Genomic DNA, 22,824 nt, shown 5'->3' on the forward strand with positions numbered 1-22,824 from the left:
CAGTGCGAGTTTTCGCCCACTGCCAGGGAAAACCCGCCGGATATCAACTTCCTACATTCGTAGAATATACCCATTGACAGCGCACCCGCCCAGTGTCAACATGCGTAGAACTACCCCCGCCGGAGGCCCGTTCCCCGGCAGTGCGGTCCGCTTCGGGCGGGCTCGGGAAAGGGGATTCATGACCCTGCTCGAATTACGAGAACTCACCGTCGGCGTCATCGCCGACGAAACCGAACGCGAACTGGTGCGCGAACTTTCGTTCGACCTCGACCAAGGCCGGACACTCTGCGTGGTCGGTGAATCCGGCAGCGGTAAAACGGTGACGGCCTTGTCGATCATCCGGTTGCTGGAATTCGTCGCGCCGGTGTTCACCCGCGGTGAGATCGCCGTCGACGGCGTGGACGTCACGCGGCTCTCCGCCGACGAGATGCGCGCGTACCGCGGCCCGCGGATCGGCATGATCTTCCAGGAGGCACTGGATTCACTCAACCCGAGTCAGCGCGTCGGCAAGCAGCTGATCGAGGCCTATCGGAAGCCAGGCTCCCTTCCGCGCCAAGCCGCGCGCAAGGGTACGCCGTTGCACCGCGAGGCCGAGGCGAAGGCTCGCGGCCTGCTGAAAGAGGTCGGCCTCGCCGACACCGACCGGGTGCTTTCCCTGTACCCGCACCAGATGTCGGGCGGCATGCAGCAACGCGTGATGATCGCGCTGGCGCTGATGGCCGATCCGAGCCTGCTGATCGCCGACGAGCCGACCACCGCGCTGGACGTCACCACGCAGGCGGAGATCCTCACCCTGTTCGACCGGGTCCGCCGCGACCACGGCACGGCGTGCGTCTTCATCACGCACGACATGGGCGTGGCCGCGCAGGTGGCGGACCGGATCGCGGTGATGTACCGCGGCGAACTCGTCGAACTCGGGTCCACCGAGGACATTCTGCATTCGCCGAAGCATCCCTACACCAAGGCGTTGCTCGACTGCGTTCCGCAACTCGGGGTCAGCAGGCGCGACGGCTTCCCCACCATCTCCGAAGCCCTGCTCGAAGCCGCGATGAACGGCGAATCAGCGGTCGCGACCGAAACCAGGTCGTTGAGCCGCGCGAAAACCGGAGACACCGGCGAGGGCACCGCGCTCGTCATCGATTCGGTGTCCAAAGTGTACGGACGGCGCGGCCGGTTCTCGCTGAGCCGAGAACCCGAGGTGCACGCGGTCAAGGACGTCTCGCTGGAGATCGCGGCCGGCGAGTTCTTCGGCCTGGTCGGGGAATCCGGTTCGGGAAAGACCACGCTCGGCCGTCTGGTGAGCGCGCTGGAGCCACCGACGTCGGGCACCATCGCCTTCGGAGAGCACCGATGCACGCCGTCCGGGCTCGACGGCGACGAGCGCGCGTTCCGCCGCCGTGCGCAGCTCATCTTCCAGGACCCGCAGAGCTCGCTCGATCCCCGGCACACCGCCGCCCGGATCATCGCCGAACCACTGCGGGAACTCACCGGACTCCGCGGTGCCGAACTCGACCGCCGCGTCACGGAACTGATCGACGAGGTCGGTCTCCCCTCCGGCACCGCGAAGAAGCTGCCCTCGCAGCTCTCCGGCGGGCAGCGGCAGCGCGTCTCCATCGCGCGCGCGATCGCGGCCGAACCCGACCTCATCGTCGCCGACGAGCCCACCTCCGCGCTCGACGTCTCGGTGCAGGGCCAGGTGATGAACCTGCTACTGGAACTGGGGCGCACCCGCGCGCTCAGCTTCCTGTTCATCACGCACAACCTCAGCCTGGTGCTGTCGGTCGCCGACCGCGTCGGCGTGATGTACCGGGGCGAACTGATCGAAATCGGCGAACCGGACGAGATCCGGCTCCACGCCCGGCACGAGTACACCCGCCGTCTCCTCGCGGCGAATCCCGAACTGCCCGCCCACCCCCACACTGGAGTGCGGAACCCATGAGACGAACCCTGACCAAGGCCGCGCTCGGCCTGGCGACCGTCCTGCTGCTCAGCTCGTGCATGGGAAGCCAGGCGGGTGGTGGGGCCGCCGACGGGCCGCCGAAGCCCGGCGGCAACCTGAACGTCGCCGTGCCCACCGATCCGCAGTCCCTCGACATGGTCGCGAATCCCGGCCAGGTGACCGCGCATATCGGCAACATGATGTACGAGAAGCTGTTCGAGGTGGACAAGGGCTTCACCGCCCGGCCCATGCTGGTCGAGGACTACACCACCAGCCCGGACCGGCTCACCTACACCTTCAAACTGCGCCAGGGCGTCACCTTCCACGACGGCAACCCGCTGACGTCCGAGGATGTCGTGGCGAGCCTGAAGCGGTGGCAGCAGGTGCACCGCACCGGCCAGCTGGTCACGCCGGACATCGAAGCGATCACGCCGACCGATCCGGCGACGGTGACCATCAAGCTCAAGAAGCCGCGTTACCCGCTGATCAACGAACTCGCCGGCGCGGGCACGGAGATCTACGAGGCGAAAAACCTCACCGGTGTCGCACCGACCGGTTTCGCCCAGGACAAGGCGATCGGGACCGGGCCGTACAAGCTGAAGAGCTGGGACATCGGCCGCGAACTGGTGCTGGAGCGCTACTCCGGCTACAAGTCCCGGTCCGAAGAGGACTGGGGTGGGCAGGCGGGCGCCAAGCACGCGTACCTGGACACCGTGACCTACAAGGTGGTCTCCGACCAGGACGCGCTGATCAACGGCCTCCAGACCGGCCAGTGGGACCACATCATGCCCACGAACGACCAATACGAGCCGCTGCGCAACAACCCTGCCGTTGTCGTGCACAACCTGCCCGGCGGCAACGACAACGTCGTGATCCCGAACTTCAACACCGGTTCGAAGTTCGCCGATCCCCGCGCCCGCGAGGCGCTGAACCTGCTGCTCGACAAGCCCGCGATCAACGCGGCCACCGGCGGCAGCAAGGACCTCACCCTCGAGACCGGCGCCTTCGCCTCGCCGGACAACAAGCAGTTCTACTCCACCGCGGGTGAAGAGGTCTACAAGGCCCACGACCCGGAGAAGGCAAAGCGGCTGCTGGCCGAGGTCGGCATCACCGCCGGCGCCACGATCCGGATCGTCACCACCAACTCGTATCCGGAGTTCGGCAAGTGGGCCGTGCTGATCCAGGACAGCCTGTCGAAGATCGGCATCAACACCAAGATCGACACCTTCGACTTCGCCACCATGCTCGGCACGCTGACGAAGGAACCGGGTGGCTGGGACATCACCACGCTGTTCTTCGACTCGGCACTGACCTCGCCCGCGCAGATGCCCGCGCTCACCCTGGGCACGCTGAACGGTTCGTCTTCGCCCGAACTGGACGGCCTCATGGCCGAGTTCAACGCCTCGACGACACCCGAGCAGGCGAAAGCGGTGGTGGACAAGCTTCAGGCGTTCACCTGGAAGCAACTGTCGGTGATCACCCTGAGCCAGTCGAAGCTGTACGCGGCCTACTCCCCCAAGCTCAAGGGCTACGGCGACTTCTACCGGGTCTTCTGGAACACCTGGCTGGCGTCATGACCGGTCTGCTGCTGCGCAGGCTGCGCGATCTGGTGATCATCCTGGTGATCGTCGGGACGATGATGTTCTTCGTCATCCGGTTGATCCCCGGTGACCCGGCGCAGGCCATCCTCGGCCCGACCGCGCGACCGTCCGATGTGGACGCCCTGCGGGAGAGCATGGGGCTGAACGGGACACTCTGGGAGCAGTACCTCAGCTGGGCCGGGAACGTGCTGCACGGCGACTTCGGCACGTCGATCACCTACCACGCGCCGGTGCTCGGCGTGGTCGCCGACCACATCCTGCCGACGCTGACTCTGGCCGTGTTGTCGACGGTGATCAGCTTCTTCCTCTCGGTCGCGATCACCTCGTGGCAGGCGGTGTCGCCGCGCAATCCGGTGGCACGGGCGCTGGACCGGCTCTCCGCGCTCGGGATGGCGATGCCGGACTTCTGGATCTCGCTGATGCTCGTGCTCGTGTTCTCGGTGACGCTGCGCTGGTTCCCCTCCAGCGGCTACGAGAACCTGTTCACCGACCCGGCGACGGCCGTGCCGGCACTGGTGCTGCCGCTGACCGTGCTGGTCATCGGGCAGACCGCGTTGTTCGTGCTCACCCTGCGCGAAAGCCTGCTCGGGGAGCTGCCACTGGCGTATCTGCGCACCGCTCGGGTGAAGGGGCTGCCGGAGCGGCAGGTCATGACCAAGCACGTCCTGCCGAACGCGCTGATGCCGCTGATCACCCAGCTGGGCAGCAACTTCGCCATGCTGGTCGGCGGGATCGTGATCATCGAGTCCATCTTCGTCGTGCCGGGGCTGGGCCATCTGCTGATGGGCGCGGTGTCGACCCGCGACTTCCCGCTGATCCAGGGTGTGACGCTGTTCGTCGCGGTGCTGTTCGTGCTGGTCAACCTGCTGGTGGACCTCTCGTACGCGCTGCTCGACCCGAAGGTGCGTGTCTCGTGAGCGTGGCTCTTGTGGAAAAGACGTCGCCGGTGCGCGAGAAGCCGTCGCCCGGCCGAGCGGCCAAGGTGTTCCGGCGCAACCGGATGCTGGTGATCACCACGGCGGTGCTGGCGGTGATCGTGCTGACCGTGATCGTGCTGCCGTTCTTCCTGCCGAGCGTCAGCGCGACCGACCCGGTCAACCGGCTGCTGCCGCCGTCGGCCGCGCATCCGCTCGGCACGGACTCGTTCGGCCGTGACGTGCTCGCCCGGCTGGTCTCCGGCGGCCGTGCGTCGCTCGGGCTGTCCGCCCTGATCACCCTGTGCGCGGCCTTCACCGGACTGGTGATCGGGCTGATCAGCGGGTTCTTCCGCGCCGTCGACGCGGTGCTGATGCGAGTGATGGACGCCTGGATGTCGTTCCCGGCGATCATCCTCGCGATGGCGCTGGCGATCTCGCTCGGCGCGAGCATCTGGACCGAGCTGATCGCGCTGACCGTGATCTTCACGCCGTTCACCGCCAGGGTCATCCGCAGCCGGGTGCTCGGCATCGCCGGTCGCGCCTACATCGGCGCCGCCCGGGTTTCGGGGATGAGCCGGTGGAAGATCCTCGTCGTGCACGTGTTCCCGAACGTGCTGCCGCTCGCGCTGGTCCAGGTCGTGATCCTGTCCGCGGCGGCCATGCTCGTGGACGGGGCGATGAGTTTCCTCGGTCTCGGTATCGCTCCCCCGACCCCCACCTGGGGCAACATGATCGCCGAAGGCCGGTCGTACCTCGTGCAGGCGCCCTGGCTGGTGATCGTCCCCGGCGTGACGATCATGGTGTGCGTGTTCCTGCTGAACCTCATCGGCTCGTCGCTGCGGATCGCCGTCGACGCCCGGGCGCGGACGTTGAGCGAAATGCAGCGCCTGCGCACCCGCCGCCCCTCCGGCAGCTGAGAAAGGATCCCGTTGTCTGCCACTACTTCCCTGGCCGTGCGCCGATTCACTCCCGAAACCGTCTCGGGACCGCCTGTGCTGCTGGTGCACGGATTCGCCTCCGACGGGCACACCGACTGGATCACCACCGGGTGGCCGGCCGCGCTCACCGCCGCGGGACACGAGGTGCTCATACCCGACCTTCCCGCGCACGGCTCCAGCCCGGCCCCCTCGGGATCGCTGGGTGCCGTCGCGATCACTTCGGAACTCGCCCGGCTCCTCGCAGGACTGTCCGAAGTGGACGTTGTCGGCTATTCACTGGGCGCGCGGCTGGCCTGGGAACTGCCCGCACAGGCTCCCGTCCGGCGGCTCGTGTTAGCCGGCGTGAGCCCTTTCGAGCCCTTCGGCGCCGTCGATGTCGCGGCCGCGCTGGCTTTCGCCGGTGGTGGCAAGGCTCCGTCGGATCCGCTGACGGGGATGATCGCTCAGATGATCACCGCGCCGGGGCGGAATCCGGCCGCGCTCGCGCGGTGCATCGAAGACCTGCGGGCGGAGCCTTTCGCGCCGGTTTCCGGTGCTGTCTCCGTGCCCACCCGCTTTGTGGCGGGCGTGGAGGATCCGGTGAGCCAAGGCATCGAGACGTTGGTGGAGCTGGTGCCGGGGGCGGATCTCGTGCGGGTGCCCGGGGACCACGGTGGGGCGCTGAGGAGCCCGGAGTTCAAGGCGGCCGTGCTGGAGTTCCTGGGCTGAGGTCTCCCGCTCTCCGCGTGTGTCAGGAAAACGGCTCGGGAAGCGTTGCGGAAGCCACCTTCGCAACGCTTCCCGAGGCTCGACCGACGCCATGAAAGGTCCTTTCCTTGCAAATTTTGCAAGGAAAGGACCTTTCATGGCGCTCTCGCCCGGCTCACGCCACCGAGGTTCGGGTCCGGTGCTCTCACTGCTGCGATGAAGGACGCTTTCATAGCAAATTTTGCCATGAAAGCGTCCTTCATCGCAGCCGCGATAGGCGTTCAGAAGGTCCCATCGGCGGCGACCGAGCGGTCCAGCCAGAGATCCTCCAGGGCCGCCCGCACCTCAGCACCCCGGGAAGCAGCCAGCGCGACAGCGCCCAGGTTGTCCTCCAGCTGAGCCATCCGGCTCACGCCGAACAGCACGTTCGCCACCGGCGTGTACGCGAGGCAGAACGCGAGAGCCAGCTGCGAAGGACTCACCCCGAAGTCCCCGGCAACAGCGGCGACGCGCGTGGCGGCGGCACGGATCGACTCGCGGATCCCGCCCGGGTCGGCGCCGATCTTCCGCGACGGAGTCCTGCCGAGCAGCACGCCACCCTCGAACACGTCGGACGCCTGCAAGGTCAACCGTCCCGCCTCGAAATGCGCGCCGTAGAAAGGACCTTCCGCCATCGAACGCCGCACGACGCTGTACTTCAGCTGAGCGAACCGCGGTGCCGGAAGCCCTTCGCGGGAAGCGAAGTCCAGTGCCCGGTCGAGGTCCGCGGCCTGCCAGTTGTTCACGCCCCAGACGTCGAAGCGGCCGAGCCGGATCTGTTCGGCCACCTCGGTGACGATCCGCGGGATGTCCGGGCGCTCGAAATAGTCGCCGACCACGACGGCCTCCGCACGCTCGACGCCGACACGGTCGAACGAGGTCGCGAGCTGCTCGGCGAAACCGGTGTTCGGGTAGTCCCAGAGCCAGAGTTTCCCGCACAGCTGATACTCGTCGCGTTTGATGCCGGCGGCACGGACGGCCTCGCCGAAGAGGAGGTCCGTGCGCGATTGCTCGGAATGCGGCCCCATGTTGTAGTGAGCCACGTCGAAGAGCGTGATCCCGGAGTCGATCGCGTACCGGAGCAGGCGCACCGCGTCGTCGAAATCCATGCGGTCCCAGGTGTTCCAGGAGCCCAGGCTCAGCGCCGAAGTGGCGAAGCCGAGTCCGTTCTGCTTCTCGTCCACGAGATTTCCTTTCGCTGGTAACGGAAACCAGTTTTAGTCTACGATTGTAGAATGAACAAGAGACTTGTTGTGGTGACCGGCGGTGCCAGTGGCATCGGCCGCGGAGTCGCCGAAGCCTTCCAGTCCGCGGGTGACCGCGTGGTCATCGCCGACGTCGATGTCCGCGCCGCGCACGACCTGGCCGGAGAACTCGGCGCGGAGCACGTCGAACTCGACATCTCCGACCCTGGATCGGTCGACGCGGCGCTGGCGCTGGTCACCGATCGGTTCGGCCCGGTGGAGGTCCTGGTCAACAACGCCGGCCTCGCCGGGGGCGGCGGGCCGTTGGTGGGCTTGGACATCGGCGTCTTCGACCTCTGCATGCGGGTGAACTTCCGCGGCACGTTCCTGATGACGCGCGCGGTCGGCGCGCACATGCTGGAAGCGGGCACCCGGGGCGCCATCGTGAACATCACCTCCATCGGCGCCCGGCAGCCGACCCCGGGACTCGGCCACTACGAGGCCACCAAGGCAGCCGTCGAGGCCCTTACCCGCTCGGCCGCGCTCGAACTGGCACCGCACGGCATCCGCGTCAACGCTGTCGCGCCCGGCCCGGTACTCACTCCGATGACCGCCGGGTTCGCTTCGGACACCGCCGCCCGCGCGGCATGGGAAGCGAGGATTCCCCTGGGAACCATCGCTTCCGTCGCCGACGTGGTGCCGTCAGTCCTGTTCCTCGCCTCCGCCGACGCCGGCCATCTCACCGGGGTGAGCCTCCAGGTCGACGGCGGGCAGCTGCTCACCTGAGTACACGACGCGGCCGCCGGACACGGTGAGTTCGACACCGACGTCCGGCAGGTCCGCGAATCCGACCTCAAGCGGGTTCGCCGCCAGCACACAGAAGTCCGCGACGCGACCCACGGTCAGCGACCCCTTCCAATCCGCCGCACCGTCCTGCTCGGCGGCCGCGACCGTGTAGCAGCGCAGTAACCGGGCCATCAGCCCGGCGTCCACTTCGGACGCTTCCAGCATCCGGGCGGCCGCCGCGATGTGCACCCGCCAATCGGGGGTCACCACCGGCGCGTCGCTGCTCAAGGTCAGCGGGACACCCGAGGCCAGCATTTCCGTCAATGGCCAGGCACGAGCACCGACCTCGGCACCGAGTGCGTCCGTCAGCATTCCCCGCATGGCCACCGCGATAGCGGGCTGCGTGGTCAGGCCGACGCCCGCCGAAGCCATTCGCGCGAGCTGATCCACCGTCACCAGATCGCCGTGCACCAGATGGTCCCCACGGCGAAGCGAGCCGAGCGCGGCCTCGATGCTGCGGTCCCCCGTGGCGTGCACGGCCACCGTCATCCCGGCGTCGTGGGCGAGCCGGATCATCGCGGCCAGGTTGCCCGCGCGACCCGGATCGTCGTCACCGTCGACGAGCAGCGCGCCGTGCGAACCGTCGGCGTAGCAGTGATGCGTCCACGCGGACCGCATCGGCGGAATGCCGTCGGCGAAGATCTTCACGCCGGGCACGGTGAGCCACAACGGATTCGCGGCAGGCGGCGGAATCGCCAGCCCACGCCGGAAGTCCGCCAGCGAACTGGCACCGTCGAGCAGTCCGAACAACCTCAGCGCGGTCACCCTCGCGCGCAGAAGCCCGCCATCGGCCAGCCTCGCGTACTCCTCCAGCACCTCGGCGCTGAAACACCCGGTCTCACCAGGCCCCAGGCCGGGTTCGGTGTAGCTCGTGATGCCCAGCGACGCGCACAGGTCACCCGCACGCAGGATGGCGGCTCGCCGTTCGACCGCGGAACGCACCGTTTTCTCTTCTCCCCCGGTGAATCCGGCACCGCCGATGAGCGTGTCCGGCCACCGCGCACCGAGCCAGGCCGCATGCAGATGGGAATCGTTGATACCGGGCAGAACGGTTCTCCCCGCCAGGTCGACCACCTCGGTCTCCGGGCCGATGTGGTCCAGCGCGACATCGCCGAGGGCGACGATCCGGCCGTCACGCACGGCCATCGTCCGCACGACGGTGTCCGCCGGGTCGAAGGTGAGCACAGGACCGCCGCGAACCACGAGTGAAGCGGGACGAATACGGTGCGACGGCATGGTTTCCTCCAGGATCTGGACTTTTTCTCCTACGACTGTAGACTAAAAAGATGGTCAACAGAACCGAAGCGGCGGTGCTCACCGAACACGGCTCCGCGCTCACCTTGCGGGAACTACCGCTGCCCGGGGAGCCGGAACCGGGCGCCGCGCTGGTCCGGATCACCTGCACCACCCTGTGCGGCACCGACGTGCACCTCTGGTCCGGCCAGATGACCTTCCCCGGCATGCTCCCGATGGTGCTGGGCCACGAAATGGTCGGCGAGGTGGTGGCCGTCGGACCGGGGACCACCGACACGCTCGGCCGCGAGATCACCGAGGGCGACCGCATCGGCTGGTCCGAGTCGACCTGTGGAAAGTGTTACGGCTGCACGATCTTGCGTGAACCGGTCGCGTGCGATAGCCGCGGATACGGGTTCCTCCAGCGTTCCGACGTCTTCCCGTACGCCACCGGCGGGCTCGTGCGGTACTGCTACGTGACTCCCGGCGCGGCGAAGCTTCTCCTGCCCGGCGACGTCAAGGACACTTGGGCCTCGATGTCGGGCTGCGCGGGCAAAACCGTGCTGCGAGCCGTCTCGCGATCGGGCGGGATCCGTCCGGGGGCGACCGTCGTGGTCCAGGGCGCGGGCGCACTGGGCGTGTTCGCCACCGCGGTCGCGCGGATCTCCGGCGCGGGCGACGTGATCACCATCGGCGGTCCCGCCGATCGGCTGAAGATCGCCGAGCGTTTCGGGGCCACAGCGACGATCCCGGTCGACGGCAGCGCCGAAGACCGCGTCGAGCGAGTCAAGGAACTCACCGGCGGCCGGGGCGCCGACCACGTCTTCGACTTCGCCGGCGGGCCGACCATCGGCGAAGAGGCCGTCGCCTTCGCCGCCCAGCGCGGGACCATCGCGATCGTCGGCTCCACCGGTCCCGCGCCCTCTCCCGTGGCGCTGGGCACTGTGATGGGCAAAGAACTCACTGTCGTCGGGTCGCTCAACGGCGACATCGCCGACTACCACGGCTCGGTGGACTTCTTCCGCACGTTCGCCGATCGGCTGCCGTGGGACGAACTCTTCAGCGCGCCCGTCGGTCTTTCCCAAGCTTCGCAGAGTGTCGAGTCGATGTCGCGGCTCGGTGAACTCAAAGCCGTCATCGACCCCCGCCTGCCGTGATTTCCGCCCGTGAACCCGCGACCGCGATCGACGTCGGCAGGGCGGGGCCTTCGGCCGGGGCGGGTTCACGCGTACGCCGGTTTCCCGAACACACCCCAGCTCCGCCACCCCAGCCCTAGGAGAACCCATGTCCGTCATCCCCCAGCGCCGGATCGGCCGCGACGGCCCGCTCACCGGCGTGCTCTCGCTCGGTTCCTGGCACACCTACGACCGGATGGACTTTCGCGAGGCGGTCAACCTGGTCCGCACCGCGGTCGATTCCGGGATCACGCTCTTCGACGTCGGTGTCTACGGTTTCCCCGGCGCCGCAGCGGTTTTCACCGACGTGCTGTTCTCCGCCATGGTCCGCGCGGCCGGGATCCGCCGGGAGGACTACCTGTTCTCGGCCAAGCTCTGGCTGGAGGGCTATCCGGAGCACAACCTCCGTGGCCAGCTGGACAACGCGCTGTTCCGCGCGGGCGTCGAGCACGCCGATCTGGTGGTGCTGGGCGATCTCCGTCGCGACGACACCGATCTGCACCGGTTGGTGCTGGATCTGAACGAGCTCCGCGAGGCCGGGCTCATCCGGCAGTGGGGCGTCAACAACTGGTCCGCCGGCACGATCCAGGCCCTGCACGATTTCGCCGCGGCCGAGAACGTGCCCGGTCCCGCGATCGCGCAGCTGAAGTACAGCGTCGCACGACGGTCCATTCCGGACGGTGATCCCTTCAAGAAGGTCTTCGGCGAAATCGGGGTCACGCTCCAGTCGTCGGATATCTTCGAAGGCGGGATCCTGCTGGGCAAGAACAGCGGAGCGCGCCAGGTCGGCCGCGACCCCGGCGACATCCGCGAGCGCATCGCCGCCTCCGCCCCGGAACTGGCGAAGATCGCGGCCGGGCTGGACGCGACACCCGCTCAGCTGTGTCTCGCGTTCACCCTCACCCATCCGGCCAACACGACCACGCTCTTCGGCGCGACGAGCACCCAGCAGCTCAAGGACAACCTGGGCGCCGTCGACCTCGTCGAGCGCGTGGGCGCGGAGCAGCTCCGCGAACTCGTCGAGCCGTATTGGGCCGACCGGGGCGTCGTCGATCCGGAGGGACCGTGACGGCCTTCGATCCCGAACTCGCCGAAGCCCTGAGCGGGCTGCCTTCCGGACCGCCACTGGGCGCCGAATCGCTGGCGGAGATCCGGCGGGTGATGGCCGACGGGAACCTGAGTTGCGCCGAGGCGATCGGCGACCGGGATCTCGTCTGGGAGGACCGGCGGGTCCCCGGCACCGCCGTGGTCGTCACGGTCGTCAAGCCGAGGGACGCCAAGGACGCGCCGGGGTTCTACAACATCCACGGCGGCGGGATGGTGCTGGACGACCGGTTCGCCGACCTGCCCAGAATGGTCTCGCTGGTCGAGGAGTTCGGCTTCGTCGCGGTGACCGTGGACTACCGGCTCGCTCCCGAACATCCGCATCCGGCGCCGATCGAAGACTGCTACGCGGGCTTGACGTGGATGGTCGAGCACGCGGGCGAACTCGGCTTCGACCCGGGACGGCTGATCGTGGGCGGCGGCAGCGCCGGAGGCGGGCTCAGCGCGGGTATCGCCTTGCTCGCCAGGGATCGCGGTGGACCTGCGCTCGCCGGTCAGCTCCTGCTGTGCCCGATGATCGACAGCCGCAACGATTCGGCGTCCACAGTGGAATTCGCCGAACGCGGGGTGTGGGGCCGGGCGGCCAACGAGTTCGGCTGGCGATCCCTCCTGAATGGACAGACGTCGCCATACGCCGTTCCGGCCACGGCGACCGATCTCACCGGTCTCCCGCCCGCCTTCATCGAGGTCGGCGCGGCCGAGATCTTCCGCGACGAGGACGTCGGGTACGCGCGGCGGCTCTGGCAGGCGGGCGTGCCCACCGAACTGCACGTCTGGGCGGGCGCGTACCACGGCTTCGACCGGATCGCCCCGGACAGCGAGGTGACCCGGGCCGCGCTCGCCGCCCGGGCCTCCTGGCTGCGCCGCACTATCGGCCGAGCATGAACCGGGCGGCCTGCTCGCCGACCAGCACCGCCGGCGCGTTGGTGTTGCCCGTGGTCACCCGCGGCAGCACCGACGCGTCGGCGATCCGGAGCCCGCGGATCCCGTGCACGGCGAGCTCCGGGTCGACCACGGAGTCGGCGTCGGTGCCCATCCGGCAGGTCCCGACCTGGTGGTGGTAGGTGATCGCGGTCCGCCGGACGTACTCGCGGACATCGGCGTCCGGCCCCGGATACAGCTCGCGGGCGCCCCAGTCGTCGGCCAGCGCGGACGCGCGGCCGATCTCCCGGCACTGCTCGACCGACGCGACCAGGCTCTCGAAGTCGGCCGGATCCTCCAGCGCGGCCAGGTCGATCAGCGGCTCGCCGAGCGGGCTCGGCCCCGAAAGCCGGAGACTGCCCCGGCTGCGTGGCGTGACCATGCCCGCCATCAGCGAGAACCCGGTCTCCGGACCGGTCATCCACGACTCGTACATCGGCACGCTGAAGTGGATCGGCTGGGTGTCGGGCACCTCCAGACCAGGGCGGCTGCGCCAGAACAGATGGGTCTGCGTGACCGAGCGGCCGGGCGCGGGCGGATCGACCTGACGGCGATCGGTCGCGAAGATGACCGGCGAGAGCAGATGGTCGTGCAGGTTCTTCCCGACGCCCGGCAGGTCCGCGACGACGTCGATACCGTGCACCTCCAGCTCGTCGACCGGGCCGATCCCACTGCGCAGCAGGATCGCCGGGGACGCCAGCGCGCCGGCGGCGAGCACGACCTCGTCGGCGAAGACCTTGCGCAGTTCGCCGTCGACCTCGGCGAGCACGCCGGTCACCTTGTCGCCCTCGATGAGCAACCGGTGCACGAGCGCTCCCGTGTGGACGGTCATCCGCTCGGCCGCGGGCCGGCCGTAGGCGAGCCAGGTGTTGAGCCGTTTGCCATCGCGCGTGGTGACGCGTTGCACCGACACGCCGTCGAGCTCGTCGCCGTTGTAATCCGGATTGAACGGCAGGCCGACCTGCACCGCCGCGTCCACAATGGACTGCTGGATCGGATGCAACGGCTCGTTCGGTACGACGTCGAGCAGATCCTTCTCGATCCGCTCGAACACCGGGCGCACGTCGTCCCACCGCCAGCCCGGCAGGTCCCAGCCGTCGTAGTCGGCCGGGGCGCCGCGCACCCAGATCATCGCGTTGAGCGAATGCGACCCGCCGAGCACCTTGCCGCGTGGCAGGTGCAGCCGTCGGTTCGCCGCGTGCGGCTGCGGGACGGTGTAGTAGTCCCAGTCCTCCGGGCCGTGCCACAGCTCTCCGGCCCGCGAAGGGTCGTGAATGGCCGGATTGGTGTCCGGCCCGCCCGCTTCGAGCAGGGTGACCCACGCCCCGGAATCGGCCAGTCTCCTGGCGACCACCGAACCGGCCGAACCCGCTCCCACCACGATGACGTCCATGTCCCCACCCTCGCAAGGCGCGACGACGTCCGGCGGATTCGGTTCGCTGGCCGACAATCGGCATGCCCTGGCGGGCAAGACCGGAGACCTCGTGGCGCCCGATACTCGATCACACACCGGTCGAGGAGGAGCTAGCCATGGCCACACGCCTGTTCATCGACGGACAGTGGACCGCCGCGGGAGGCGGGTCGCTGCCGACGTACGATCCGGCCACCGGCCAGGTGATCGAGGAGGTCGGCACCGCGTCGGCCGCCGACGTCGACGCCGCCGTCGGTGCCGCACGGAAGGCATTGAACGACCCCGCATGGGCGGGACTGCTGCCGGTTCAACGCGCGGCGCTGCTGTTCAAGCTGGCGTCGCTGGTCGACGAGCACCACGAGGAGCTGGCCGCGCTCGAGACACGCGACCAGGGCCAGCCGATCGGCATCTCACGCCAGGTCAGCGTCACCGGCGCGGCGGAGCACCTCCGGTACTTCGCGGGCTGGGTGACCAAGATCCAGGGCACCACCAACCCGGTGTCCTTCCCGGACACGCTGCACTACACCCGCCGCGAGCCGGTCGGGGTGAACGCGCTGATCACGCCGTGGAACTTCCCGCTGATGATCCTGGTGTGGAAGCTCGCGCCCGCACTGGCCACCGGCAACACCGTGGTGATCAAGCCCAGTGAGGTCACCCCGCTGACCAGCATCCGCCTGGTGGAGCTCGTGCGCGAGGCCGGGTTCCCGCCGGGGGTGGTCAACCTGGTCACCGGTGACGGCGCGGTGGGCGCGCTCCTGAGCAGGCACGACGACGTCGACCACCTGTCCTACACCGGGTCCACCGCGGTCGGGAAACTGATCACGGCGGCGAGCGCGGAGTCGAACCTCAAGCGTCTCACCCTCGAACTCGGCGGCAAGGCACCCAGCATCATCGCCGACGACGCGGACATCGACGCCGCCGTCGCGGGCAACCTCGCGGGCGCGACGCTGAACAGCGGGCAGGTCTGCGCCGCGTACACCCGGTTCTTCGTGGACCGCAAACGCGAACAGGAGTTCGTCGCGAAGCTGGCCGCCGGGCTCGAAGACCTCAAGGTCGGGCCGGGGCTGGACGAATCCACCCAGCTCGGCCCGCTCGTGTCCGCGAAGCACCGTGAGCATGTGGACTTCCTCGTCTCGACCGGGAACGAGCAGGGTGCGGAACTGGTCACCGGCGGCAAGCCCGTCGACCGCGACGGCTACTTCTACTCTCCCACGTTGTTCGCCGGTGTCGCCGACGACATGACGATCATGCGTGAGGAGATCTTCGGCCCGGTCCTCGCCGTCACCGCCTACGACGATCCGGACGAACTGCTCGCACGGGCGAACGACACCGAATACGGGCTCGCGGCGACCGTGTGGACCCGCGATCTGGGCGTCGCGCAGCGGTTCGCCAACGGTATCCGGGCGGGCGCCGTGTTCGTCAACATGCCGTCGATCCCCGACATGGCGGCACCTTGGGGCGGCTACAAGGCTTCCGGCTGGGGCCGCGAGATGGGGCCGTGGGCGATCGACGCGTACACCGAGATCAAATCCGTCTGGCTGCACTACTCGTGACCACGGGCGACGCGGTCAACTCGACCACGATGAGCAAGTCGCAGATCGCCTACCACTGGATCAAGGCGAGGATCGACGACGGCACCTTCTCCCCCGGTTACCGCCTCGTGTTCGGGCAGATCGCGCAGGAACTCGGGGTCAGCACCGTGCCCGTGCGCGAGGCTGTCCGGCGGCTGGAGGCCGAGGGCCTGGTGACCTACGAGCACAACGTCGGCGCGCAGGTCGCGATGGCGGACGAGAGCGACTACCAGCACACCATGCAGACGCTCGCGCTGGTCGAGGGCTACGCCGCCGCGCTCGCGGCGCCGTCCTTGCCCGGCGAGGCGCTCGACGAGGCCAAGGCACTCAACGCGGAACTGACCGCCTGCCTGGACAACTTCGAGCCGTCACGATTCACCGCGCTGAACCGCGACTTCCACCGCGTCCTGTTCGGCACCTGCCCCAATCCGCAGGTACTCGATCTGGTGAACCGCGGCTGGAACCGGTTGGCCGGGCTGCGCACGTCGACGTTCAGCTTCGTCCCCGGCCGCGCGCACGAATCCGTGCAGGAGCACCGGAAGATCCTCGACCTGTTCGATCGGAACGCGCCGGCCGGGGAGATCGAACTGGCCGTGCGCGAACACCGGTTGACCACCCTGGAGACGTTCCTGGCCTGGCGGCACCCTTAGCTTGCGTGGGTCGTGAGTGGCGATTCGGGTCAGAACCCGAATCGCCACTCACGACCCACGCCCTAGCGGCTGCGGAAAAGCGTAGAAGCGCACGGAAAGTTCCTTCTCCCCCTCCACCGGACGACGACGGCGTAGGCAGTACCGCGTGATCAGTTCGCGGTACTCCGCGTCCAGCTCACGGAACTCCTCCTCGGTCAGCCTCGTCGAGGTCCGTTGGGCCGTCGCCCAGGGGCCGAACTCCTCACGATGCGCCGCGGCCCAGGACAGCAGGGCGACCTCGTTCGCGTACTTCGCGTCGAGGAAGGCCGCGACCCGTTCCCTATCCGCGCCGTCGTAGTCCTCCGGCTTCGGCTCTCGTAGGTCTTGCGGGATCGCGATCCAGTTCCCTTTCCGGTGACGGCGGACGAAACCGTTGTCCCGCAGAGTGTTCAGGCATTCGGTGACTTCGGCGCGCTCCAGCCCCGTCCGGCGCGCGACCGTCCGCGTGTCGCCGGGAAGCTCACGCGTCACCCGCTGGTATCGCGGGTCCTCCCGCATCGCGATGTCCCGCAAGGTGACCGATCGCCGCGGCAGCGCGTCGCTCAACAGCCGGCGCGCGGTGAAGGCCAGCACCACGGCGACCGGGATCTCGACGAAGACGGCGAGCGCGACACTGGTCCACCGTTCGGCCGACGTCCAGCCGAGCATGACGTCGAACCACGCGTCGCAGCACAACATCGCGGCCGTGGCCGACAGCAGTGGCACGGCCGCCCGGCGGCGGCGCGTCCCCAGCCACGCGCCGGCCGCGAAGCAGAGCAGAAGTGCGACGTCGAATCCGACCCAGGCCGCGCGCCACTGGCCGGTGTCGTACCGGTCGGGCAGGGTTTGCGCGAGGTAGACGGTCCAGGGCACGAGCAAGACCGCCGCGCCGGCGAGCACCGTCAGGAGTATCCGTCGGATCATGATCACGACGCTAGAAGCGGGCGGCGGCCCGGGCATCCGGGATTCTCCCTGGTCCGGGCTCCGGGACCGCCGACCTCGAATCCCGCGGGAACTCGACCGGCAGGGAGCCGCCGGCGGTGCCGCGCGGGCAGGCCGCCCCGATCGACGTTGCTGTGGCTTTCGCGACACGCCGTGTTTGCCTCATCCCCTCGTGAGCCGTCCTGGCCGCCCACGAGGACTTGAGTCTCCACCCACTGGAGCCTTTACCGTCGCTCCCATGACGATCACCGTTCTCGACACCTACCCCGCGATGCGAGCGATCCTGCGCGCGCCGCGGGCGGACCGCGCCGCGATGCTCAAGGCGATGGTCGAGCCCGCCGCCGGGATGTACCGCTACTTCCCCGGCGACGTGGATCTCGTCGCGATGCACGCGATGGGTTCCGGGTTCCCGCTCGACCGCGACGAGGAACGCTGCCTGGAGGCACTCGAAGCACTCCACGAGGCGGACGCCTGGAACCGGATCCAGCGGGCGCTCGACGACGCCGTCACCGCTCAGCTCGCCGCGACGCCCGGACTGACGGTCCCCGACGTCACCGTCCTCACCGTGCTGGGTGATCCCGGCGACGAGCACTTCATGGGCCCGAATCTGGGGATGACGGCGAACGGGAGTGTGCCCGGCTACATCCACCTCAACTTCTGGCCGTATCCGGAGAACCTGGCGCGGCTGGAAGCCACGGCCGTCCACGAGTTGAACCACAACCTGCGCTACAGCCCCGGCGGGGTGATCTGGGACCCGGCGACGGTCACCGTCGGCGAGCAGATCGTGTCCGAGGGCCTGGCCGACGCGTTCGCCCGCCAGCTGTACGGCGACGAACTCGGCTACGCCCGCATCGGTGTGCCGCATCTGCACGACGACGCCGTGTTCGCGAAGGTCGTCTCCGGGCTGGAGATCACCGGCATGCGGAACTTCACGGCGTGGGTGCACGGCGACGAGACCGCCGCCCGTTACGGCGCCACACCCGTCGGCCTGCCGACCGGCGCCGGGTACGCGGCCGGCAACCGGCTCGTCGACGTCTATCTGGCCGCGACGGGCCGGACCGCCGCGGAGGCCCTGCTGGCGGACCGCCGCGACGTCATCGACACCGCCCTCGGCTAGGACTCGCGGCGCCTCGACCGGATCGTGAGTGCCACCAGCGCGCCACCGACGAGCAGCAGGAACAGGCCGGAGACCAGCAGGCCCCGGACCTCGCTGCCGGTCGAGGCCAGCGGGCCGCCGTCGGATGGCCCGCCGCCCGGCGCGGTCCCGCCCGGCTGCCCGGGCGTGGTGGTCACCGTGACGCCGGGGCCCGGGGTCGTGGTCGAAGTGCTGCTGCTGGTGGTGGTGGTCGGCGCGGTGCTGCTCGAGCTCGACGACGGCCTGGAGCTGCTGCTCGTCGGGCTCGACGACGTCGCGCTGCTGGAGGAACTGCTCGATGTCGAGCTGGTGCTCGTCGGGCTCGACGACGTGGTCGTGGTCGAGGTCGGCGTCGTCGAGGTCGGCGTCGTCGAGGTGGGCGCCGTCGACGTGGAAGTCGCCGAAGTCGGGCTGGTCGACGTGGCGCTCGTCGGTGTCGAGCTGGTCGGTGTCGAGCTGGTCGGTGTCGAGCTACTGGTCGTGGTGGTGCTGCTGCTCGTGGTGGTCGAGCTGCTGCTCGCCGGCGAACTGCTCGACGACGAAGAAGAAGACGTGGAGGTGCTGGGCGTCGTGGTCGGCGTGCTGCCGCATTCGGGCAGGTCGCCGTTGAACGGGTAGGCGTGGAACTCCTGCCCGCCACCGCCGGTCGCCTCGGAGGTGTGCACCAGCGAGCCCGTGGTGAAGAAACGGCCGTTCATCCCGGAGGCGGTGACGGTCGCGGTGCTCCCCGGCTCACCGATCAGCACACTCCCCTGGAACTGGGCGCCTCCGGCGATCTTCACTCCGGTGGCGTCCGGGAAGTTCCACAGCAGCCGCTCGCGCAGCTTGTTCAGCGGATCCTGGTCGTTGAGGTCGCCGGTGTAGGTGTTGATCGTCCGGGCGGCTCCCACCATGTTGACCAGAATCGTCGCCCCGGCCGGGATGCCCTCGAACTCGATCCCCTGCATGCCACCGGTGGCGCCGGTCAGGTCGAAGTCCACGGTGAACACCTGCAGCGCGGATTTCCCGTCCCCGGTGAACAGGGTGCGGTATCCCTGGTTGACCGCCGTGCCCGTGGCCGGACGCGGCGTGGTGCCTTCCCGTGCGTAGCACTTGCTCGCCACTCGGAGTTCCTCGCGCAGGCCCAGATAGGGTTTCGCCGCGTCGGGGTCCTTTTCGAGCTTGCCGGTCACCGTCCCGGTGACGGTTCCCGCGTGCCGGACGACGCCGCCGTCGGCGAGCAGCCGCTGGTCCGCCGCGACACTGACGTTCCCGCCGGTGGTCAGGAAGTCGGCGCCGTCCGATGGCGGGACACGCGAACCGACACCGGCGATGCCGACGTTGTAGACGGAGGACGCGCCCGCTCGTTTCGCCATGTCGAAATCACCGAGGACGACGACCCGCCCTTCGGCTTCCGCGGCGGCTTCCCGTACCTGGAATTCGCCGCCGACATAGACATTGATGCCGTCGTCCCGGCCCGCGTAATCCTCGTTGTTCACCGGTGGGTACACATCGGGACAGGCCGGCCCGACGCACGGTCCCAGACCGCCCGGTAAAGGGGCGGCGACCGCGCCGTCGGTGACCACGAGCGCCGCCACGCACACCGCGGCGGCGGCACCGGCAGAAAGAGAGGCGAATCGCCTTGCACGCATGCGACGATTCTTGTGCCCATCGACCGTGCGAACACAATCGGAATGCGGAAATACCCCCGACCGGGCGAGGCGGGTAACCCACCCCATTCGTGGACGTCCAGCGTTGTCCAGACAAGGGAATTCCAGGTGGAACGCGAAATCCCTAGAGTCTTGCCGGACGATGGGAGGTTCGCCACATGACGGACACCGGAGTGGGCAGGCGCGCCGGTTCGGTGGAAGTGCTCGCGGGCCTTCTCGTTCTCGTCCTGCTGGTCCGAGGCCCGCTCGACGATGTCCTCGGCACGCCGATCGTGCAGACCTGGACGACGGTCTTCGTTTCGATCGTGCTCCAGGCTGTTCCTTTCCTCGTCTTCGGGGTGACCCTTTCCGCCGCGATCGCGGTCTTCGTGCCGCGGGAATTCTTCGCGAAAGCCCTTCCGAAACGTCCGGTTCTCGCGGTTCCGGCGGCCGCGGCGACCGGAATGGTGCTGCCGGGTTGCGAATGCGGTTCGGTCCCGGTCGCCGGCGCCTTGGTGCGCAAGGGGGTCACCCCGGCGGCGGCGCTGGCGTTCCTGCTCGCCGCCCCCGCCCTCAATCCGGTCGTGCTGGCCGCCACGGCGATCGCGTTCCCGGATCAGCCGTCGATGGTCTTCGCCAGGGCGGCGGCCGGGCTCGCCGCCTCGGTCGTGATGGGCTGGCTGTGGCTCGGCCTCGGCCGGACGGAGTGGATCAAGCTGCCCGCGCACGCCCACGACGGCCCGCGCTGGCGGGCGTTCGCCGGCGCGGCAGGCCACGACCTGGTGCATGCGGGCGGATTCCTGGTCATCGGTGCCATGGCGGCCGCGACGCTCAACGTCCTGATCCCCGGCCGCTGGCTCCAGACCGTCGCGGACCATCCGGTGCTCGGTGTCCTCGCGCTGTCCCTGCTGGCGGTCCTGTTGTCGATCTGCAGCGAAGCGGACGCCTTCGTCGCCGCCTCGCTGAGCCAGTTCTCCCTCACCGCCCGCCTGGCGTTCCTCGTGGTCGGGCCGATGGTCGACCTGAAGCTGTTCGCCATGCAGGCCGGCACCTTCGGCAGGCGGTTCGCCGCCCGGTTCGCGCCCGCCACGTTCGTGGTCGCGCTCGGTTGCGGGGTCGTGACCGGGACGGTGCTCTGGTGAACCGGACCGCCGCGACCGTCGTGCTGCTCCTGCTGGGCGCGGCCGTGGTCAAGGTCTGCTTGACCGGCCAATACCTGCGTTATGTCAAGGAAGGGCTGTGGCCGTTCCTGCTCGCGTCCGGTCTCCTGGTCCTGGTGCTGGCGGCGACGAACCGCCATCGTCATCCGAAAGTGGCCTGGCTGCTCCCTCTTCCGGTTCTCGCGTTGCTGTTGGTCGCCCCGCAGCCGCTCGGCAGCTACGCGGCGGGCAACGCGGGCACTGCGCTGAGCCGATCCGACGAATATCCGGCACTGCCCGACGGCGACCCGGTGAAGGTGACCGTCCTGGACTACGCCTCCCGCGCGGTGTTCGACGAGGGCCGGTCCCTCGGTGCGAGAAGGGTCGTGCTCACCGGTTTCACCGCCACCGGCCCGGACGGCGCGTCACTGCTCGTCCGGATGATCCTGACGTGCTGCGCAGCGGACGGCCGCCCGGTGAAGGTCGTGCTGGACGGCCAGGTCCCGAGCGCGCCCGACACCTGGATCGAGGTCACCGGCACGTTCCGGCCGGGATCCGTGGTGGACGCCGTCAACGGCGAACGCATCCCGTTCCTGACGGTCGAAAACGTCGTACCGGTGGCCGCGCCCGAACGTCCTTACGAATAGTCAGGCCCAGCTCCATTGGATCCCGTACTGGCCGGGGAGCGGGTCGAGGGTGATGAACTGGAAAGTACTGGTCGCCCTGTCGAATCTCGCCTCGCCGCGCTCCTCGCGTGGCAGCCCGCTGCGAGGCTGGAAGAACGCGGTGCAGCGTTTCGGCAGCCGTCCGGGGTCGAACGCGAGCTGCACGACGATGTCCCGCGCGGGCCGGTAGAGCGCGATCTGCGCGTGCCGGTTGGTCTGTCCCGGCGGAAACCGGACCCCGAACTCCACAGAGGCCAGTTCGCCCGCGGCCAAGGCCCGGTCGAGCGCGAATTCGAAGACGCAGGTGGACGACGGGACGTCCGCGCGGAACCGCGCCGGACGGCAGCCTTCGGTGAACAGCACCACGGGCGGCTGCGTGATACTGGAACACCGGCTCACGAACACGAACCGCGAGGTGCCGTCGTGATCGGCGCGGACGAGCCGCCGGACCCGGATCGATTCCTGGTGCCCGTGCCCGTCGACGCGGTAGCACACGTTCTGCGAAATCCGGTGCGGTGTATCGAGTTCGTCCGGCGTCGCGTCCATTTTGGCCAGTGCGCGCACCACTTCCTCCGGCCGCCGCCACACCTGGTCGTAGGGCAGGGCGTCGCCGGTGCGGCTCGTCCCGCGGCCGCGGGGGCGCCGCGGGCCGAGCAACCCGGTCAGCGTTTCCGGCGGTTGGCCGAGAATGGTCTCCAGCGCGGTCACCGCGGCGAGGGAACTGGCCCGTTCCGGCCGGTTTTCGCCATTCTGCCAATAGCTCAGCGCACTGATGCTGACCGGCGTGTCCTGCGCGCGCAATCGGCGGCTGATCTCGCTGAGGCTCAGCCCGCTGCGTTCGATCGCGGTGCGCAGTGCGGCACCGAATTCCGCCGGAGCGAGACTCGTCATGAAGGCGCAGCGTACCGTCCGGAACGCCCGACTTTCGTCGGGTGAACCGGGCCCGTTCAGAGTTATCCAGCGTCCCGGCGACTTTTCGTTGACCCTCCTCCGGCCGTGATTAGGGTCGGAATCGTCGGAAGAATCCCCGAATCGCCGACGACTCGCACGTCCTCCCGCCGATGATCGAAGAGGATGATTT

General features: G+C 68.9%; 20 protein-coding genes. 14 read left to right on the forward strand and 6 right to left on the reverse strand.

Annotated features, from left to right (window positions below; all coding sequences use genetic code 11):
• Positions 1 to 178: 178 nt before the first annotated feature.
• The 5 genes from AC069H_RS40250 (at position 179) to AC069H_RS40270 (ending at position 6,103) form a co-directional block, all read left to right on the forward strand.
• Entirely contained in the window at positions 179 to 1,939 is a 1,761-nt protein-coding gene (locus AC069H_RS40250; RefSeq protein WP_478235822.1) for a dipeptide ABC transporter ATP-binding protein, read from the forward strand.
• Complete coding sequence (locus AC069H_RS40255) at positions 1,936 to 3,516, forward strand: ABC transporter substrate-binding protein (protein ID WP_478235823.1); 1,581 nt, start codon at positions 1,936 to 1,938, stop codon at positions 3,514 to 3,516. Before AC069H_RS40250 ends, AC069H_RS40255 begins: the two co-directional genes overlap by 4 nt.
• The gene (locus AC069H_RS40260; protein ID WP_478235824.1) at positions 3,513 to 4,457 is read left to right on the forward strand and encodes an ABC transporter permease; all 945 of its coding nucleotides are present in this window, start codon (positions 3,513 to 3,515) and stop codon (positions 4,455 to 4,457) included. The genes AC069H_RS40255 and AC069H_RS40260 overlap by 4 nt, the downstream gene beginning before the upstream one ends.
• Entirely contained in the window at positions 4,454 to 5,374 is a 921-nt protein-coding gene (locus tag AC069H_RS40265; protein ID WP_478230405.1) for an ABC transporter permease, read from the forward strand. The genes AC069H_RS40260 and AC069H_RS40265 overlap by 4 nt, the downstream gene beginning before the upstream one ends.
• A gap of 75 nt (positions 5,375 to 5,449) precedes the next feature.
• Positions 5,450 to 6,103: an alpha/beta fold hydrolase gene (locus tag AC069H_RS40270; protein WP_478235842.1), complete on the forward strand. Its 654-nt coding sequence runs from the start codon at positions 5,450 to 5,452 to the stop codon at positions 6,101 to 6,103.
• A gap of 260 nt (positions 6,104 to 6,363) precedes the next feature.
• Here AC069H_RS40270 and AC069H_RS40275 read toward each other — a convergent pair whose 3' ends face one another.
• On the reverse strand, positions 6,364 to 7,305 hold the full coding sequence (locus AC069H_RS40275) for an aldo/keto reductase (protein ID WP_478235825.1): 942 nt from the start codon (positions 7,303 to 7,305) through the stop codon (positions 6,364 to 6,366).
• A 69-nt stretch (positions 7,306 to 7,374) separates the two neighbouring features.
• On the opposite strand from AC069H_RS40275, the gene AC069H_RS40280 reads away from it, so the two are divergent.
• Positions 7,375 to 8,091 (forward strand): SDR family NAD(P)-dependent oxidoreductase, encoded by a 717-nt coding sequence (locus AC069H_RS40280; RefSeq protein WP_125678827.1) that lies wholly within the window; start codon positions 7,375 to 7,377, stop codon positions 8,089 to 8,091.
• Here the strand turns inward: AC069H_RS40280 and AC069H_RS40285 are convergent.
• Entirely contained in the window at positions 8,008 to 9,387 is a 1,380-nt protein-coding gene (locus tag AC069H_RS40285; protein ID WP_478235826.1) for an amidohydrolase, read from the reverse strand. The genes AC069H_RS40280 and AC069H_RS40285 overlap by 84 nt on opposite strands.
• Before the next feature lie 50 nt (positions 9,388 to 9,437).
• Here AC069H_RS40285 and AC069H_RS40290 point away from each other — a divergent pair, with 50 nt between their 5' ends.
• From AC069H_RS40290 to AC069H_RS40300, 3 genes are all read left to right on the forward strand, one after another.
• Positions 9,438 to 10,541, forward strand: a complete 1,104-nt coding sequence (locus tag AC069H_RS40290; RefSeq protein WP_478235827.1) for a zinc-binding dehydrogenase — start codon at positions 9,438 to 9,440, stop codon at positions 10,539 to 10,541.
• Positions 10,542 to 10,668: 127 nt separating this feature from the next.
• Positions 10,669 to 11,628: an aldo/keto reductase gene (locus AC069H_RS40295; RefSeq protein ID WP_478235828.1), complete on the forward strand. Its 960-nt coding sequence runs from the start codon at positions 10,669 to 10,671 to the stop codon at positions 11,626 to 11,628.
• Positions 11,625 to 12,548, forward strand: coding sequence for an alpha/beta hydrolase (locus AC069H_RS40300; RefSeq protein WP_478230400.1), 924 nt, complete (start codon positions 11,625 to 11,627; stop codon positions 12,546 to 12,548). The genes AC069H_RS40295 and AC069H_RS40300 overlap by 4 nt, the downstream gene beginning before the upstream one ends.
• On the opposite strand, the gene AC069H_RS40305 is transcribed toward AC069H_RS40300, so the two are convergent.
• Positions 12,532 to 13,977, reverse strand: coding sequence for a GMC family oxidoreductase (locus AC069H_RS40305; RefSeq protein ID WP_478235829.1), 1,446 nt, complete (start codon positions 13,975 to 13,977; stop codon positions 12,532 to 12,534). The two genes, AC069H_RS40300 and AC069H_RS40305, sit on opposite strands and share 17 nt — an antisense overlap.
• Positions 13,978 to 14,114: 137 nt before the next feature.
• On the opposite strand from AC069H_RS40305, the gene AC069H_RS40310 reads away from it, so the two are divergent.
• Positions 14,115 to 15,548, forward strand: coding sequence for an aldehyde dehydrogenase family protein (locus tag AC069H_RS40310; RefSeq protein ID WP_478235830.1), 1,434 nt, complete (start codon positions 14,115 to 14,117; stop codon positions 15,546 to 15,548).
• Positions 15,545 to 16,216, forward strand: a complete 672-nt coding sequence (locus AC069H_RS40315; RefSeq protein WP_478230397.1) for a GntR family transcriptional regulator — start codon at positions 15,545 to 15,547, stop codon at positions 16,214 to 16,216. Before AC069H_RS40310 ends, AC069H_RS40315 begins: the two co-directional genes overlap by 4 nt.
• Before the next feature lie 48 nt (positions 16,217 to 16,264).
• Here AC069H_RS40315 and AC069H_RS40320 read toward each other — a convergent pair whose 3' ends face one another.
• Positions 16,265 to 17,158, reverse strand: a complete 894-nt coding sequence (locus AC069H_RS40320) for a hypothetical protein (protein WP_478235831.1) — start codon at positions 17,156 to 17,158, stop codon at positions 16,265 to 16,267.
• 256 nt (positions 17,159 to 17,414) lie between these two features.
• Here AC069H_RS40320 and AC069H_RS40325 point away from each other — a divergent pair, with 256 nt between their 5' ends.
• Complete coding sequence (locus tag AC069H_RS40325) at positions 17,415 to 18,293, forward strand: DUF2268 domain-containing putative Zn-dependent protease (protein ID WP_478235832.1); 879 nt, start codon at positions 17,415 to 17,417, stop codon at positions 18,291 to 18,293.
• Here the strand turns inward: AC069H_RS40325 and AC069H_RS40330 are convergent.
• Positions 18,290 to 19,942 carry a choice-of-anchor A family protein gene (locus AC069H_RS40330; protein WP_478235833.1) on the reverse strand — a complete coding sequence of 551 codons (1,653 nt, stop codon included), beginning with the start codon at positions 19,940 to 19,942 and terminating at the stop codon, positions 18,290 to 18,292. The genes AC069H_RS40325 and AC069H_RS40330 overlap by 4 nt on opposite strands.
• A gap of 176 nt (positions 19,943 to 20,118) precedes the next feature.
• Here AC069H_RS40330 and AC069H_RS40335 point away from each other — a divergent pair, with 176 nt between their 5' ends.
• Positions 20,119 to 21,081 carry a permease gene (locus AC069H_RS40335; protein WP_478235834.1) on the forward strand — a complete coding sequence of 321 codons (963 nt, stop codon included), beginning with the start codon at positions 20,119 to 20,121 and terminating at the stop codon, positions 21,079 to 21,081.
• Positions 21,078 to 21,725 (forward strand): TIGR03943 family putative permease subunit, encoded by a 648-nt coding sequence (locus AC069H_RS40340; protein WP_478230392.1) that lies wholly within the window; start codon positions 21,078 to 21,080, stop codon positions 21,723 to 21,725. Before AC069H_RS40335 ends, AC069H_RS40340 begins: the two co-directional genes overlap by 4 nt.
• Here AC069H_RS40340 and AC069H_RS40345 read toward each other — a convergent pair whose 3' ends face one another.
• The gene (locus AC069H_RS40345) at positions 21,726 to 22,634 is read right to left on the reverse strand and encodes a helix-turn-helix domain-containing protein (RefSeq protein ID WP_478230391.1); all 909 of its coding nucleotides are present in this window, start codon (positions 22,632 to 22,634) and stop codon (positions 21,726 to 21,728) included.
• Positions 22,635 to 22,824 lie beyond the last annotated feature (190 nt).

Source organism: Amycolatopsis sp. NPDC043887 (assembly GCF_056435665.1).